The following is a 15,269-nucleotide window of genomic DNA, read 5'->3' on the forward strand; positions in this document are numbered from 1 at the left end:
AATAATAATTTAGCTATTAACGTTGAGTTACGTAATTTTGCCACGCAATTAGCAACTGCGGGCAGATCCCCTTTTTGACTGTCTTAAGCTTGCATTGAACTATAAACTAAAAAGTAAAGAAAGATCGACTATGATGACAAATCCCTGGCATAGTGTGAGTCCCGGAAATGAAGTCCCACACATCGTGAATGCCATTATTGAGATTCCAAAGGGATGCCGTGCCAAATACGAACTGGATAAAGAGAGCGGATTACTGAAACTGGACAGAGTACTGTACTCTTCTGTTTATTATCCAGCAAACTATGGTTTTATTCCTCAATCATATTGCGACGACCATGATCCACTGGATATCTTGGTATTATCCCAGGTAGACTGTGTGCCTATGTGTATCATCGAAGCGAAAGTGATCGGTGTTATGCAAATGATCGACGGTGGCGAAGCAGATGATAAAATCATCGCGGTAGCTGCTAACGATATGAGCGTTAACCACATCAATGATATTTCCGAATTGCCTCCTCACTTCATCGAAGAAATGCGTCATTTCTTTGAAGAATACAAAACACTGGAAAGAAAAACAGTGAAAGTGGAAGAATTCCAGAATAAAGAAAAAGCGGAAGAAATCATCAAAAAAAGCTTTGAAGATTACCGCAAAATCTTCAAACAGAGCTAATATAGCGGCTGTTTTGAACGCATCATAACAAAAGGGAGTGACGTCTGCGACGTCACTCCCTTTTGTTATACATTTCCTTGTTCCTGCCCTGCGGGCAGAAACAATAGACTAGCGCTTTTTTCGCTTCGCGTTTCTTAGGGAGACACGTATCTCTCCTATATCAGTCGTTTAATGATGCGCAGTTTGTGGGTACGCAGGCCCGTGTCACTATTAATAATCCCCTGGTTATCGATAGGGTCGATACGTACCTTCCCTGAAGCATGGAGGATCTCATGATCGTTTAAGAGTATTCCCACATGCGTGATCCGACCTTCGTCGTTATCAAAGAAAGCCAAATCGCCCAATTGGGCTTCTTGAAGGAAATCCACTGTTTCCCCCTGTGTGGCTTGCTGATATGCATCCCTCCACAGCGGGATTCCCACTAGTTTGTAGACATTCTGCGTTAATCCGGAACAATCTACTCCAAACACAGAGCGGCCACCCCATAAATAGGCCGTATTCAAGAATTTCATGCCCGCTTCCAAGATGAGAGAGGCCATATTGGCCGCGGGAACGGTTATCTCCCGGAAATTACCAGGAATAGCCACGGAAAAGGCCCCCCATTGGTCGGAAGACTTATTCCCCTTTACCAGGCAGCCAAAGGGCACCTGCATAGGCGCTCCATTCAAGGTGACGGTATTCACCCATTCCGGCAAGTAAGCAGTGGCGGGTTGCTGATAAAATGCCTCATCCACCAATTGGAGGTGATTCTCCGTAGCCCAACCAATATAATCGTCATATTGGTTTTTCACCTTTACCCATCCACCAGGGGCCGATTGCAGGATTTCCACGCATTCGCCCCAGAGCAACTGGGAGATCATTTCGCTTCTGTGTGCCGAATCCATGCGCATGGGCGCAACTGGCACAGTAACTACTGCATATGGCATATGAATTGTATAAGTCCGTTTTATAATCCTTGTTAATAATGTTTCGCTGAGTGAACTTTTTCCGATTTAATACGTAAATATAAAATATATAGTTTATGCACCAGCAGTTAACCAGTTTATCGGATAAGGAACTAATATCCCGGACCAGAAAGCTTAAAGACCGGGAGGCAGAAGGCGTATTGATGGATAGGTATAGTCACCTGCTGGTGGCCATCACTTTACCACAGCTACATAAGAATCCCAGCCTCGACCCCAATGTAATTTTTCCGGGCTTATTACAGCGACTGAGCGCCAGTTTGAGAACCCAATCCATTTACAAAGCCAACGAATGGATGCTTCATATTCAGCGCGGATTCATGGCCAAGCAGGAAAAAATCGTCCCTTTCTACCCATCGCGGGAAGTACGGGATTTTCTTCACATAGAAAATGTAGTGGAGAAAGCCAGCACCAACACCATAGACCGTCAGGATTTGATAGTACGGCTGGAACAGGCACTACAGCGACTTCCGGAAGAAGACAGGGAAATCCTGCTGGAGTTTTATATAGAACAGAAAACATTTGCTGATCTAACAGCCTCCAAAGGCTGGAACCGCGATAAAGTGCGTCAACAGTTGAAAGCGGCAAAAAACAAACTGGCAAAGCTTTACATTAATCAGTCCCATGTTAAATAATTCGTCCAATAACGACAAGGTCATCAAGATTTTCTCTGGAATCCGCTGCCTTAGCAAAGATCAGCTCCCACGCTATCTGGAAGGCAGACTAACGGATGTAGAGAAACATCTCGTAGAGCAGCACCTGGCTGACTGCGACCTGTGTTTTGAAGCGATACAGGCGCTGGAGAAAGAAGCCAATACCGATCAATACAATGATCTGACCAATAAGCTGCAACGATATATTCATCAGAGTATATTACCTATATCCCATGTACAAAAGGTAGCACAGTTTACCAAAAAAGAAAGAACAAAGGAGAACCTACTGGTATACTTCTGGCTGATAGCCTTTGCCGTACTAGGTGTGAGTAGTGTATATGTGCTTCGAGGGCATATGCGCAATGCGCCTCCTGCTCCACCCCGCATCGTGGTATCCCCTGCAACGCAGGCTCCTGCCACAAAAGAGAGCACGGAAGAAGCAGCGCATACAGAAAAGACCGTGACTCCTCAACCGATTATAACGACCAACCATGCCACCCCGACGGGTCACGCATCTCCCGCAACTACCTCTCCTACTCCCAATACAACAGCTACGCCTGTCAAACCTGCTACGGCGCCCGTTGCCGTGGATTCGGTTAAACTAAAGCAATTAGCAGCCGAACGCGCCGCCAAAAAGAAAGCAAAGCTCGATAGTATTGCCAAAGTGCGCGCAGCGGATCTAGAAGCCAAAAAACAGGACAGTCTGAAGAAAGCGGCAGCAGCAGCGGCGGCAGAGAAAGAGCAACAGGATCGCACGGATGCCGAAAAACAGGCCAATGCTGCCAAGGAAAAGCCAGTACCGCCACCTCCTCCTGAAGCCTTAAAAAAAGAAGAACCTAAAAAAGAGGTGCCCGCTATAACCAATAGCGATGAAAATCTCTATCGAACGGCCATGCAGTTACAACAACAAGGAAGTATCAACGAGGCCATGGATCGATACCGGCGTATTGAAGCGAATGGTAATGGCAGATATGTAGAGATGGCGCGTTATCAGTTGGCTATCTGCTATCGCATGAAAGGGCAGATGGGGAAAGCCAGGAGGATGTTTAAGGAAGTCATCAAGATGGACGGCAGTTTGAAGACTGCGGCGCAGCAAGCGTTGGATACGATGTAAGCGTACTGGCTGTCTGCCAAAAATATTATTTATCTGCCGAGAATGTTTTGAAAACAAAAGGCTGACATCTGCGATGTCAGCCTTTTGTTTCCGCGGAGATTCCACCCTGGCGGGCGAAAAAAATTACAATTTATCCTATCGTATTATTTTTATTTTAGATGGACTTTATGGAATTTTGCCATATGCTGCATCATCATTGTAGCATTCCATTTTAAAGCCTGTGAACAATCCAGAAATAAATAACTTAACAGACCAGGAATTACTTCAACGGTATAAAGCTGACACCCACAGCGATTGGATAGGTGTGCTATTTGATCGCTATGCTCTATTGTTACTGGGTATGTGTATGAAATACCTGAAGAACGAGGAAGACGCGAAAGATGCTGTGCAACAGATATTTCTGAAAGTATTATCCGAAGTCAACAAGCACGAAGTTCAGTACTTCAGGGCCTGGATATACCAGGTGGCCAAGAATTACTGCCTGATGCAAATCCGGCAGAACCATATGAAGTATAAGGAAGAGATTTCTGACCAAACGATGGGCAGTATTACCGTAGAGGAAGAAGATAAACGAAAGCACCAGGAGAAAGACCTGATGCTGGAACACATGCAACAGGCCATGGGTATGCTGAACCAAGAACAGCGCATCTGTGTGGAACTTTTCTACTTGCAGAAAATGTCTTACCAGCAGATTGCTGAACAGACAGGATATAACCTGATGCAGGTGAAAAGTCACATACAGAACGGTAAGCGAAATCTGAAAATTATACTGGAAAAACAACAACGCGCAAACAAGAGTTAATTTGCATCAAGTGATATGAACGAGCATTTCAAAGATATATTTGTCACAACAGGTTGTCCTTCACAGCAACAGTTACTGGATTATGTCCAAGGGAAACTGACGCCAGAGGAACAACATGACGTGGAGATGCATCTGGCCGACTGTGAGATGTGCAGTGAAGCGCTGGAAGGGCTTTCCGCTTTCCATGACAAGGAAAAGATTCCTGCGATGGTACGCGAAATGAAATGGGATCTACTGAAAAAGCTGCATAAGAAATACAGGAAGAGCAGAAGGCCGGAGAATTATAATATATACCTCACCGTTATTGTGCTGATAATATTGTTCATCGTACTGGCGCTGTTCTGGGGATATCATTTTTACACGCATCCCCGGTAACAGGCGGACAGTAACTATTTTAGTACAGGGTTCGGTTATCTTTATGTTTCCATTCCTCGAAAACATTCAGGGCTGCGGCATCCGGCATATGTATCATCGGTATTTTGCGGGCGTCCATGGGCCGATTAATTTCATCGTAGATAAAAGAATCATCGAAATCGATCGCTGCCGCATTCTCGCGGGTATTGGCGAAATACACACGGGCAGGCCTTGCCCAATAGATGGCCCCCAAGCACATAGGGCAAGGTTCGCAGGAAGTATAAATCTCACAGTCGGTCAACTGGAAAGTCTGTAGTTTGCTACAAGCATCGCGTATAGCCATTACCTCCGCATGCGCGGTAGGGTCATTGTGACAAAGCACTTGGTTCCAACCCTCTCCCACTATCTCCTCTCCTTTTACTACAATTGAACCGAAAGGGCCACCATCGCCGGCGTTCATTCCCTTCGCCGAAAGGGCTACTGCATATTGCATAAATCTTCTTTCTCTTTCTCCTATCATATTCTGGTTATTTGATTCCTACTAATTTACTCAATAAAAAAGAAAACCCCGCGAGGAATCGCGGGGCTTATCGTAAACTATGTATCGTCGTATTTAGAATTGCTTATTATCCTTAGTTATTTCTGATTACAACAACGCCATCAAACACATCGATTAAAACTGGTTTCGTTTTATCTATATCTCCTGCCAAAATTTTCTTACTGAGCAGGTTGATAATTTCTTTCTGGATGAGACGTTTCAGCGGACGGGCTCCAAACTGCGGATCGTAACCCTGTACAGCGAGGAACTCAAGCGCATAATCTGAAAATTCCAATATCATGCCACTTTTTGCTACCATCTCTTTCAGTTGCTGTAATTGTATGTTAATAATTCCTTTGATCTCTTCCCGCATCAGTGGTTGGAACATAATCACTTCATCCACACGGTTCAGGAACTCCGGACGAATCGTTACTTTCAGCAGTGCCATTACTTCATCCTTGGTTTTATCCACGATTTGTTCCCGGTTGCTGTCGTCAATGTTCTCGAAGTTTTCTTGTATCACCTGACTACCCATGTTGCTGGTCATGATGATGATGGTGTTTTTAAAATTCACCACGCGGCCTTTGTTGTCTGTCAGACGGCCATCATCGAGGACTTGCAGCAGGATGTTGAAGGTATCTGGATGCGCTTTTTCGATTTCATCGAGCAGTACAACAGAGTAAGGTTTACGTCTTACTGCTTCTGTCAACTGACCACCTTCATCATATCCAACGTATCCCGGAGGCGCTCCTACCAGTCGGCTCACACTGTGTTTCTCCTGGTATTCACTCATATCGATACGGGTCATCATGGTTTCATCATCGAAGAGATATTCTGCCAATGCTTTTGCCAACTCCGTTTTACCGACACCGGTAGTACCGAGGAAGATAAAGGAACCGATAGGACGGCGTGGATCTTGGAGTCCGGCGCGACTGCGGCGGATAGCATCAGATACAGCGATGATAGCTTCTTCCTGGCCTACTACTCTTTGATGGAGTTCATCTTCCAGGTGGAGGAGTTTATCTTTTTCGCTCTGCATCATTTTCGCAACGGGGATACCAGTAGCTTTTGCTACGTTTTCAGCGATATCTTCCGCATCCACTTCTTCTTTGAGCATACGTTTATGGTTAGCGGAAAGATCTTCCAATTCTTTGGTCAGATCCGCTACCAATTTTTCCTGTTCTTTCACTTTACCATAGCGTATTTCCGCAACGCGTCCGAAGTCGCCGTTACGTTCCGCTTGTTCCGCTTCCAGTTTCAGGTTTTCTATAGCAGACTTCGCGTTCTGGATTTTATCCACTACTTCTTTTTCCGCTTGCCATTTAGCTTTGAACGTATTGCGTTCATCGCTCAGGCGAGAAATTTCAGCAGCCAGTTCGCTCAGTTTTTCTTCATCATTTTCTCTTTTGATCGCTTCTCTTTCGATTTCCAGTTGGCGTATTCTGCGTTCCAGTTCGTCCAGTTCTTCTGGCATAGAGTTCATCTCTAAGCGCAGTTTAGCAGCGCTTTCATCGATGAGGTCAATCGCCTTATCTGGGAGGAAGCGATCAGTGATATAGCGGTGAGACAACTCTACTGCTGCGATGATCGCCTCATCTTTGATTAAAACATGGTGGTGGTTTTCATATTTTTCTTTCAAACCACGGAGGATGGAAATCGCATCTTCCACGCTAGGTTCATCCACCATTACTTTCTGGAATCGACGTTCCAGCGCTTTATCTTTTTCGAAATATTTCTGGTATTCGTTCAGTGTGGTAGCGCCTATTGCACGGAGTTCACCGCGGGCCAGGGCAGGTTTCAGGATATTGGCCGCATCCATTGCGCCTTCCATAGCACCTGCGCCAATAAGGGTATGAATTTCATCAATGAAGAGAATAATTTCCCCATCGCTTTCTGCCACTTCTTTTACCACCCCTTTCAAACGTTCTTCAAATTCACCGCGGTATTTAGCGCCTGCCATCAGTGCACCCATATCCAGTGCATAGATGATTTTTGATTTCAGGTTTTCAGGCACATCGCCATTGAGAATACGGTGGGCCAGGCCTTCCACGATAGCGGTTTTACCCACACCAGGTTCACCTACGAGAATAGGGTTGTTTTTAGATCGGCGAGAGAGGATATGCAGTGTTCTGCGGATTTCCTCATCACGACCGATTACCGGATCGAGCTTTCCTTCGCGGGCCAGTTCGTTCAGGTTTTTAGCGTATTTCTGGAGGGTATTGTATTGTGAACCGCCGGATTGGGAGTTCACCGTTTCCCCTTTACGTAATTCTTTAATAGCTGCTTTCAGCCCTTTCTCAGTTAGGCCGGCATCTTTCAGCAGTTTAGCGGAATCGTCGTTGCCACCGAGTACACCTAGTAACAGGTGTTCTACGCTCACAAATTCATCTTTAAATTCTTTTATAGCGGCGCCAGCGCGGAGCATGGCGTTATTAGCATCACGGCCGAGCATTTGCCCGCCTTCCCCACCTGCCATGCGGGGATATTTTTGCAACGCTTCGTTGAGCTTACTATTGAGGAAGGTGGTATTTACATCATTCTTCTTCAACAGATACTCAATCGGGCTGTCTTGGTCGTCCAGCAGGGCCTTTAGGATATGCCCCGTTTCTATGGCCTGGTTCTGATGGTTGAACGCCAATTGTTGCGCCTGTTGCAGTATTTCCTGCGATTTAATAGTGAAATTATTAAGATTCATAAGTTAATGTTTTCTCCTTTTTTGCGTCATCAAACGTTTCTTTCTAACAACAAAGCGTAAACCAATGTTTTCCAACCGGTAATTTTGACAGCTTTTTGCTACATCAACTGCAGTTTTAGCAGAAAATAATAATAGTACCTGCTAATTTTGCATCATATCTCTTCCTTCACCTATATTATATTCGCCTCATAAGTATGATTATGAAGAGACACCTGTACTTTATCGTTTGTGCGTGCGCGTTGGTAATGCATTTTTGTCCGGCGATGGGACAAACCTTCAGGCTGACAGTTACTCCTCGGGAGGTAGTGCCTGTCATCCAGCAATACCGGGCCAAGTACCCGGATTGTAACCTGGTATTGCAGTGTAAACCTGGCACCTGGTACCTAGACAGTACTATGGTGATTACTGCCGAATTGACTAACGGCAAAGGATACACGGTATTACAAGGCACGCCTGACAAGGTGATTTTCAGCGGAGGCCAACAGTTGCAACCGCAGTGGGAAGCGGGGGAAAATGGCATATACCGGGCAGCAGTGGATATTCCTTATGAATTTGACCAGTTATATATCAACGGGCAACAGCAGGTAAGAGCTAGGTATCCCAATTACGACGCCTCTGCCAGGCATTATCATGGCACTGCCGCCGATGCGATCAGCAAAGTGCGAGTGGCCAGTTGGCAGCATCCAGCAGGAGGTTATATCCATGCCTTGCACAGAGCGGAATGGGGCGGTTATCATTACCGTATCATCGGTGTAAATGCAGACAGCACTTTGCAACTGGAAGGCGGTTATCAGAACAACCGTCAGATGGGCATGCATAATAGTATCCGGTTTGTGGAGAATATTAAAGAAGAGCTGGACACGGCGCATGAATGGTATTATGATAAGGCCAACAGGTATTTGTATTATAAGCCAGTTCCCGGGACCAATTTGAAAGGGGCCACTGCGGTGGTTTCCCGACATAAAGAACTAATCGTATTTAAAGGGACTGCCGATCAGCCTGTCAAGAATTTTACGGTGAAGGATATACGATTTGTACAGTGTGCAGCTACGTTTATGGATACCCGTGAGCCCCTGCTGCGGAGCGACTGGGCCATATACCGGAGAGGGGTTATTTTAATGGATGGCACCCGTAATTGCGCTGTCAAAAATTGTGACTTCCGCAATAATGGCGGAAATGCAGTATTTCTGAGTAATTATAACCGGAGAGACACGATATCCGGCAACCACATCCAGGACATCGGCGGCAACGGCATATGCTTCGTGGGGAACCCAGATGCAGTAAGGTCGCCGTTATTTGAATACAACCAACGACAGGATTTCAATAGGATAGACACCGCCAAAGGGCCTAAAAACAATCATTATCCGGATTCCTGTGCAGCGATCGACAACCTGATTCATGATATTGGCACCATTGAAAAGCAAGTAGCCGGTGTGCAAATATCCATGGCAGCCAATATCCTGGTACGTCATAATAGTATTTATAACCTACCTAGGGCTGGGATCAACATCAATGAGGGCACCTGGGGTGGCCATATCATTGAATACAACGATGTGTTCAATACCGTCCTGGAAACAGGAGATCACGGCTCTTTCAACTCCTGGGGCAGGGATCGCTGGTGGTATCCTGACCGCCAGGAAATGGACAGCCTAGCCGCCTTGTATCCATGGTTGGTCCGACAGGATGCCGTCTCCCTAAATATTCTTCGTTACAATCGTTTTCGTTGTGATCATGGTTGGGATATCGACCTGGACGATGGTTCCTCCAATTATGAAATTTACAGCAATGTTTGTTTGCATGGCGGTTTGAAATTAAGAGAAGGGTTTAACCGCAAAGTGTATAACAATATCATCATCAATAACTCCTTTCATCCACACGTATGGTTTAAATACAGCGGGGATGTATTTGTACATAATATCGTGATGACCGCCTATAGGCCCATTGGTATTAAATATTGGGGCCAAGAGATCGATCATAACTTCTTCCCGGATGAAGAGAGTCTGCATGCAGCGCAGGTATTTACAGATGCCCATAGCAGTTACGGCGATCCGCAGTTCAGCAACCCGAAAAACGGGGATTATCATGTCAATGCCCCTGCTGCATTACAAACAGGTTTTCGCAATTTCGATCAGCACTTTGGCGTTACATCCGCCAGGCTGAAAAAAATAGCGCAACAACCAGTGTTTCCTGCACTTGTCACTGCTACTACAGAAAAGGCCGCAACTTGGACCTGGAAAGGTGGCATATTCAAGAATATAGAAACTTTAGGAGAACGTTCCGCGACGGGTATGCCGGATAGTGAAGGCGTATTGGTGGTTAAGGCGCCACAACCTGCTTACGGGTTGATAGATGGCGATGTTATTTTACAAGTTGGCACTAAGAAAATCAGCCAATTGCAAGGGTTTAAAGCCATTGCAGAACAGATAGGTGGCCATACTAAAATAACCGTGTTCAGAGGACAACGTGCAGTTACACTATAAGAGGGATTATCTGAAAATGCGCTAGTGGCGCATTTTCAGATGTTTGGAATTAACAACGATGAACGGTTATTCCCAAGATTGAATTAATTCCGGGTTCTCTGCCATCCAGTTACGGACACCTTTTTCCTCGTTGCCATCCGCTTTTGCAATATCGCCGAGGAGGGAGTTCAGTTGTGAATCCGTCATTTTGAATTTGCGGAAGAAACTCACGGCAGTTGTATCGCGCGTGGTAAATTCATTGTTGGCGATGGTCAGGATTTTTTCTGTATCTCCGAATACTTTCTTAGGATCTTCCAGGAAACGCAGTTTATATTCCGTGAACATAAAATGAGGCTGCCAGCCTGTAATTATGATGGGTTGTTTCTCTGTGATACTTTTCTTCAAAGTAGCTAGCATGGCTGCTTCGCTAGACGATTGCAGTTGATAATCCAGACTGTAGTCATGAATGGCCTCTTCCGCCTTCGTCATGATACCTGCACCTGCATCAATGCCTACCACCTTGCCATCGAATGTTGATTTATATTTCTCCAGATCCGCAATGCTATTTACATCTACATAATCTGGAACTACGAGGCCGATTTTAGCCGCTTCGAAGTTGGTATTGAGGACGGTTATCTTTTCACCGAAATTCTCCATATAGGTTTTATGGGTTACCGGCATCCAGGTATCCAGGAATACATCTGCATCACCGCCGGCTACTGCCGCGAAAACGGGCGCCACATCCGCATTTTTTAGGGTGACGGTATATCCTTTATGCTCCAGGATACTTTTTGCTAGATGCGTCATGGCGATACCCTCTGCCCAGTTGACATATGCGATGGTTATTTTCTTTTCACCGGGATTATTGTTCTGACAAGCGGATACCGTTATCAGTAACACCGCCAGTATTGCCAGCATTGTTTTTCTCATCATCATGTGTTTTCCTCGTTATTTAATTACTGGTTTTTTTAATTTTCTTTTTGCCGAAGGATTGTGTAATACGATCTAGGATGATAGCCAATATTACTACAGCAATACCACCTTCGAAACCGATACCTATTTTCAACTGTGTGATACCTTTCAGTACGATTTCTCCGAGTCCTCCAGCAGCAATCATGGCCGCAATCACCACCATAGATAACGCCATCATGATGGTCTGGTTCACACCAGCCAAAATAGTGGGCATGGCCAGGGGCAATTCCACCTTTAAGAGCAATTGCGTAGAGGTCGCTCCAAATGAGCGCGTAGCTTCCACTATGTCTTTGGGCACCTGTTGGATACCTAGTGTAGTGAGTCGCACTGCAGGCGGCATAGCAAAGATGATCGTTGCGAAGACACCTGGCACCTTACCCAATCCGAAGAATAGGACGGCAGGTATTAGGTAGACGAAAGCAGGCATAGTTTGCATGAAGTCCATGATAGGCCGCAATATTTTGCCTACCATTTTATTTCTGGCTGCCCAGATGCCAAAGGGTATGCCCATCAGCAGTGCAATACAGGCAGCTACTAAAATGAGCGCTAATGTTTCCATTGTTTGTGGCCAGTAGCCCATACCATAGATCAGGCCTAATCCTAGCAGAGTGAATATCCCAGCGGACCATCCGGCTCTACGCCATGCGAAAACGGCCAGCAGCAGGATAAGTACATACCAGGGCATAATACCCAGCACCCATTGCACTCCGTTTACCATGGCTTCTACCACGTGCTTCACGGATTTAAAAAAAGGTCCGAAATGCAATGTTAGCCAGTTAATGAAATGTTCTATATATTTTCCAATTTTAATCATATTCGTATAATCGTAAGGGTTATAAAGTCTGACTCCCTGTTGTTTCAATAATCAGTGCAGTCTGGGAAATCAGTCCCAACAGCTTGTTGGATTCGGGGTTTACTACTGCAACGGGTTTATCTGTTTCTGCGATAAAGGGCAGCATTTGTTCTACAGTAGTATCTGGGTAGGCCACAGGCACTTCCCGATGGATGACCGCTTCGATGGTTTTATCGCCGCGTCGTTTTACTTCCAGTATTTCATGGAGGTATACGAAGCCTAAGAAATGTTTATCAATGGTGACAGCGGGGAGGATGTTAAGGCCGGTGGTACGCATTTTACGGAGACTCCCTTCTGGGCCGTCTTTTCTAAAAACGGCGGTAACGGGGTTGGTATCCATGAGAGAAGAGGCAGTAATCACCGCTTTGCGGTCTACTTTTTCTACGAAGGAAGACACGTATTCCGTAGCAGGCGCCGTGAGGATTTCCTCTGGCGTGCCCACCTGGATTACTTCTCCATCTTTCATGATCGCGATGCGATCGCCGAGGCGAATAGCTTCGTCAAGGTCGTGCGTAATGAAGACAATCGTTTTATGCATTTTCTCTTGGAGGTCTAGTAGTTCATCCTGCATCTGTGTGCGGATGAGTGGGTCCAGGGCAGAGAACGCCTCATCCATCAGCAGTACTTCTGGATCATTGGCGAGGGCTCTGGCCAGGCCTACACGTTGTTGCATACCACCGGAGAGGCCAGAAGGCAGTTGTTCTTCATAGCCTTTGAGGCCTACGAGCTCAATTACCTGGGCTGCTTTTTCCTTTCTTTCTGTGATAGGAACGCCTTGCAATTCCAAGCCGAAAGCCACGTTTTCCATGACAGTACGGTGTGGGAGCAATCCGAATTGCTGGAAGACCATACTAATCTCTTTCCGACGAATCTGTTGGAGCTCTTTATCGTTGAGCGCAGTGATGTTCGTATCATTGAGGAAGATATTTCCTGAAGTAGGCTCAATCAATCGGTTGAGGCATCTGAGCAGGCTAGATTTTCCACTTCCTGAGAGGCCCATGATTACAAAGAATTCACCTGGTTGGATGTCAAATGAAGCCTCCTTCACACCCACTGTACACCCGGTTTCCGCGAGGATCTCCGCCTTGCTGGCCCCTTCCTGGAGCAAGTTTAAAGCGGACTCTCGATCGTGTCCGAAGATCAGTGTAATATTTTCAATTTTCAGTTTAGGTATCATCATTCGTTTATTTTTATTAGAAATAGTAACCGATATTGACATTAAAGCGGCTGTGCCATATCTACCGTATTTTTAAATTGCGTTGATGCGGAACATATCGAATCCGAAATCTCCTCCTCTTTTCACCTGTTCTTTTTTCCAGGAAGAGTTATTGTAATTAAATCGCAATGCCCCTCCGATATGTAGTGTGGGCTTCTCATTAATTTTCGTACTATCTTGACCGTTAGTCATCAATGGAAAGAAAAAGAGCAAGCAGCAGATAATTTTCATTCTTTCGTTATACAGTTGGCCACAGTTGATGTAATGGCATAGGAGGTCCTAACCATCCATGATTCTCCAATCATAGCAGTCATAGTTATAATATGTTTATGCTGATCGTTTTCCTCTGCGACACAGGAATTCCTGTGCAGTTTCTGCACTGAAACAGTTATTCGGAAATGAAACCGGGCACGATGTGGCCCGAAATGATCAATACCAATAAATATTGACTGTTCTATCGTAATGAGCGTGCTCGGAAGGCACTTGAAACAGTCTAAAAAATGCGTTAAAGCGAAGCGAAGGTACGAAAAAAAGGACAGGAAGCCAAACGAATTCTTAAAAAACTGTGAACAAGGGCGGCGGCAGCTTTGTTATAGTGATGTTAAACGGACCACGGGCTACTATAGGCTATTAGAAAAAAATACATTTCACCCCGATATATTTTCTTCATCATTAAACCCTTAAATTATGGGATTCGACTTATTAGAGAGTGCAAAAAATCTTTTTAGCGGCAACTTAATCAGTCAGGCCGCCTCCAAATTAGGCGAGAGTGAAGAAGGGATCCAGAAAGCGATATCCGCTATTGTTCCGACTGTATTAACTGGACTGTTACACAAGACGGAGAGTAGCGGTGATGCCGGTGGTTTACTGAATATGGTGAAAGGAGCTGCAGCAGAGGCATCTCCTTCCAGCATTGGTACAGCCCTGCAAGGGGGAGCTGGCAGTCTGTTGACCAAAGGGGCAGGTTTTTTAAAGACCCTATTTGGCGATAAAGCGGCAGGAATTACCTCCATGATTTCCTCTTATGCAGGCATCAAGGAATCTTCTGCCGAGACACTTATGCAATCAGCGGCTCCGGCTACACTTGGCACCGTGGGGCAGTATGCTATACAGAACAATTTGAATGCTGGTGGATTCGCGTCTTTCCTACATTCTCAAAAAGATAAAATTGTTGGCGCTATTCCTGGTGGCGTAAACCTGGCTGGATTGCTGGGATTAGGCGGACTGGGAGAAATTGGTTCCAAACTGAGTGGTATGGCTAGTAGTCTGGGTCATACTATGAGCAGTGCAGCCAGTTCTACCGTGAATACTGTAAAACAAGCCGGTGGCAGTGGCGGCAAATGGATCTGGTCTTTACTATTGATCCTAGTGGCTATTATCCTGCTTTGGTACCTGATGCGTGGTTGTGGTGGCAATAAAGGCAGAGAAACAGTGGTAGACAGTGTAACCACCAATCAACTAGCTGATTCTGCTGGTACAGCCGCTCCAATGAATACAGAAACCGTTAGAGAAAGTATTCAGGTGACATTACCTGACGGCACTGTACTCAATGCATTCAAAGGTGGTATTGAAGATCAGTTGGTAACCTTCCTGAAAGACAATAGTAAAGCTGCTGGTAAAGATGTATGGTTTGATTTTGATAACCTCAACTTCAAAACCGGCAGTGCGGAGCTAACAGAAGAAAGTATGCAGCAGGTAAGTAATATTGCTGCCATCCTGAAAGCATTCCCGAAAACAAAAATCAAAATAGGCGGATATACCGATAAAACAGGTGATGCTGCCGCTAATAAGAAACTATCTCAAGAACGTGCCGATGCTGTAGTAACGGGTCTGAAAAAGCTCAGTGTGGATCCCAATCAACTGGAAGGTGCTGAAGGGTATGGATCTGAATTTGCAAAGGCGGCTGCCAATGCGCCAGATGCAGAAAGGAAAAAAGACAGGCATATCAGTATCAGTGTAAGAGAAAAATAAAACAGCCATA

Annotated in this window: 14 protein-coding genes; 7 read left to right on the plus strand and 7 right to left on the minus strand. The window is 45.5% G+C overall.

The features are described 5' to 3' along the window. Positions 1-130: 130 nt before the first annotated feature. On the plus strand, positions 131-670 hold the full coding sequence (locus JO154_RS03790) for an inorganic diphosphatase (protein WP_291941941.1): 540 nt from the start codon (positions 131-133) through the stop codon (positions 668-670). 155 nt (positions 671-825) lie between these two features. Here JO154_RS03790 and JO154_RS03795 read toward each other — a convergent pair whose 3' ends face one another. Further along, positions 826-1,596, minus strand: coding sequence for a C40 family peptidase (locus JO154_RS03795; RefSeq protein WP_291941942.1), 771 nt, complete (start codon positions 1,594-1,596; stop codon positions 826-828). Positions 1,597-1,691: 95 nt separating this feature from the next. Between JO154_RS03795 and JO154_RS03800 the strand changes: the two genes are divergently transcribed. From JO154_RS03800 to JO154_RS03815, 4 genes are all read left to right on the plus strand, one after another. Beyond that, complete coding sequence (locus JO154_RS03800) at positions 1,692-2,267, plus strand: sigma factor-like helix-turn-helix DNA-binding protein (RefSeq protein ID WP_291941944.1); 576 nt, start codon at positions 1,692-1,694, stop codon at positions 2,265-2,267. After that, positions 2,257-3,399, plus strand: coding sequence for a zf-HC2 domain-containing protein (locus JO154_RS03805; RefSeq protein WP_291941946.1), 1,143 nt, complete (start codon positions 2,257-2,259; stop codon positions 3,397-3,399). The genes JO154_RS03800 and JO154_RS03805 overlap by 11 nt, the downstream gene beginning before the upstream one ends. A 220-nt stretch (positions 3,400-3,619) precedes the next feature. Then, the gene (locus JO154_RS03810; RefSeq protein ID WP_291941948.1) at positions 3,620-4,201 is read left to right on the plus strand and encodes a sigma-70 family RNA polymerase sigma factor; all 582 of its coding nucleotides are present in this window, start codon (positions 3,620-3,622) and stop codon (positions 4,199-4,201) included. Between the two features lie 15 nt (positions 4,202-4,216). Next, a complete protein-coding gene (locus tag JO154_RS03815) occupies positions 4,217-4,576 on the plus strand; it encodes an anti-sigma factor (RefSeq protein ID WP_291941951.1) in 360 nt (119 codons plus the stop codon). A 19-nt stretch (positions 4,577-4,595) separates the two neighbouring features. Here JO154_RS03815 and JO154_RS03820 read toward each other — a convergent pair whose 3' ends face one another. After that, positions 4,596-5,075, minus strand: coding sequence for a nucleoside deaminase (locus JO154_RS03820; RefSeq protein ID WP_291941953.1), 480 nt, complete (start codon positions 5,073-5,075; stop codon positions 4,596-4,598). 112 nt (positions 5,076-5,187) lie between these two features. Beyond that, on the minus strand, positions 5,188-7,788 hold the full coding sequence (clpB, locus tag JO154_RS03825; protein ID WP_291941955.1) for an ATP-dependent chaperone ClpB: 2,601 nt from the start codon (positions 7,786-7,788) through the stop codon (positions 5,188-5,190). A 200-nt stretch (positions 7,789-7,988) separates the two neighbouring features. Between clpB and JO154_RS03830 the strand changes: the two genes are divergently transcribed. Further along, a complete protein-coding gene (locus JO154_RS03830) occupies positions 7,989-10,268 on the plus strand; it encodes a right-handed parallel beta-helix repeat-containing protein (RefSeq protein ID WP_291941957.1) in 2,280 nt (759 codons plus the stop codon). 66 nt (positions 10,269-10,334) lie between these two features. Here the strand turns inward: JO154_RS03830 and JO154_RS03835 are convergent, their stop codons facing one another. The 4 genes from JO154_RS03835 to JO154_RS03850 all read right to left on the minus strand — a co-directional run bounded on the left by JO154_RS03835 (position 10,335) and on the right by JO154_RS03850 (position 13,519). Continuing rightward, positions 10,335-11,177 (minus strand): glycine betaine ABC transporter substrate-binding protein, encoded by an 843-nt coding sequence (locus tag JO154_RS03835; protein ID WP_291941959.1) that lies wholly within the window; start codon positions 11,175-11,177, stop codon positions 10,335-10,337. Positions 11,178-11,199: 22 nt separating this feature from the next. Continuing rightward, complete coding sequence (locus JO154_RS03840; protein WP_291941961.1) at positions 11,200-12,033, minus strand: proline/glycine betaine ABC transporter permease; 834 nt, start codon at positions 12,031-12,033, stop codon at positions 11,200-11,202. A gap of 19 nt (positions 12,034-12,052) precedes the next feature. Next, complete coding sequence (locus tag JO154_RS03845) at positions 12,053-13,252, minus strand: glycine betaine/L-proline ABC transporter ATP-binding protein (RefSeq protein ID WP_291941964.1); 1,200 nt, start codon at positions 13,250-13,252, stop codon at positions 12,053-12,055. A gap of 69 nt (positions 13,253-13,321) precedes the next feature. Then, positions 13,322-13,519 (minus strand): hypothetical protein, encoded by a 198-nt coding sequence (locus JO154_RS03850; RefSeq protein ID WP_291941966.1) that lies wholly within the window; start codon positions 13,517-13,519, stop codon positions 13,322-13,324. Positions 13,520-13,975: 456 nt separating this feature from the next. Here JO154_RS03850 and JO154_RS03855 point away from each other — a divergent pair, with 456 nt between their 5' ends. Then, positions 13,976-15,259: an OmpA family protein gene (locus tag JO154_RS03855; protein WP_291941968.1), complete on the plus strand. Its 1,284-nt coding sequence runs from the start codon at positions 13,976-13,978 to the stop codon at positions 15,257-15,259. Positions 15,260-15,269 lie beyond the last annotated feature (10 nt).

Origin of the sequence: Chitinophaga sp. (assembly GCF_019236475.1) — a bacterium.
Classification (GTDB): domain Bacteria; phylum Bacteroidota; class Bacteroidia; order Chitinophagales; family Chitinophagaceae; genus Chitinophaga.

Bases quoted from the DNA above. Each gene is read 5' to 3' on its own strand.
- JO154_RS03790 (WP_291941941.1), top strand. From the start codon at position 131: ATGATGACAAATCCCTGGCATAGTGTGAGTCCCGGAAATGAAGTCCCA.
- JO154_RS03795 (WP_291941942.1), bottom strand. From the start codon at position 1,596: ATGCCATATGCAGTAGTTACTGTGCCAGTTGCGCCCATGCGCATGGAT.
- JO154_RS03800 (WP_291941944.1), top strand. From the start codon at position 1,692: ATGCACCAGCAGTTAACCAGTTTATCGGATAAGGAACTAATATCCCGG.
- JO154_RS03805 (WP_291941946.1), top strand. From the start codon at position 2,257: ATGTTAAATAATTCGTCCAATAACGACAAGGTCATCAAGATTTTCTCT.
- JO154_RS03815 (WP_291941951.1), top strand. From the start codon at position 4,217: ATGAACGAGCATTTCAAAGATATATTTGTCACAACAGGTTGTCCTTCA.
- JO154_RS03820 (WP_291941953.1), bottom strand. From the start codon at position 5,075: ATGATAGGAGAAAGAGAAAGAAGATTTATGCAATATGCAGTAGCCCTT.
- clpB (WP_291941955.1), bottom strand. From the start codon at position 7,788: ATGAATCTTAATAATTTCACTATTAAATCGCAGGAAATACTGCAACAG.
- JO154_RS03830 (WP_291941957.1), top strand. From the start codon at position 7,989: ATGAAGAGACACCTGTACTTTATCGTTTGTGCGTGCGCGTTGGTAATG.
- JO154_RS03835 (WP_291941959.1), bottom strand. From the start codon at position 11,177: ATGAGAAAAACAATGCTGGCAATACTGGCGGTGTTACTGATAACGGTA.
- JO154_RS03840 (WP_291941961.1), bottom strand. From the start codon at position 12,033: ATGATTAAAATTGGAAAATATATAGAACATTTCATTAACTGGCTAACA.
- JO154_RS03845 (WP_291941964.1), bottom strand. From the start codon at position 13,252: ATGATGATACCTAAACTGAAAATTGAAAATATTACACTGATCTTCGGA.
- JO154_RS03850 (WP_291941966.1), bottom strand. From the start codon at position 13,519: ATGAAAATTATCTGCTGCTTGCTCTTTTTCTTTCCATTGATGACTAAC.
- JO154_RS03855 (WP_291941968.1), top strand. From the start codon at position 13,976: ATGGGATTCGACTTATTAGAGAGTGCAAAAAATCTTTTTAGCGGCAAC.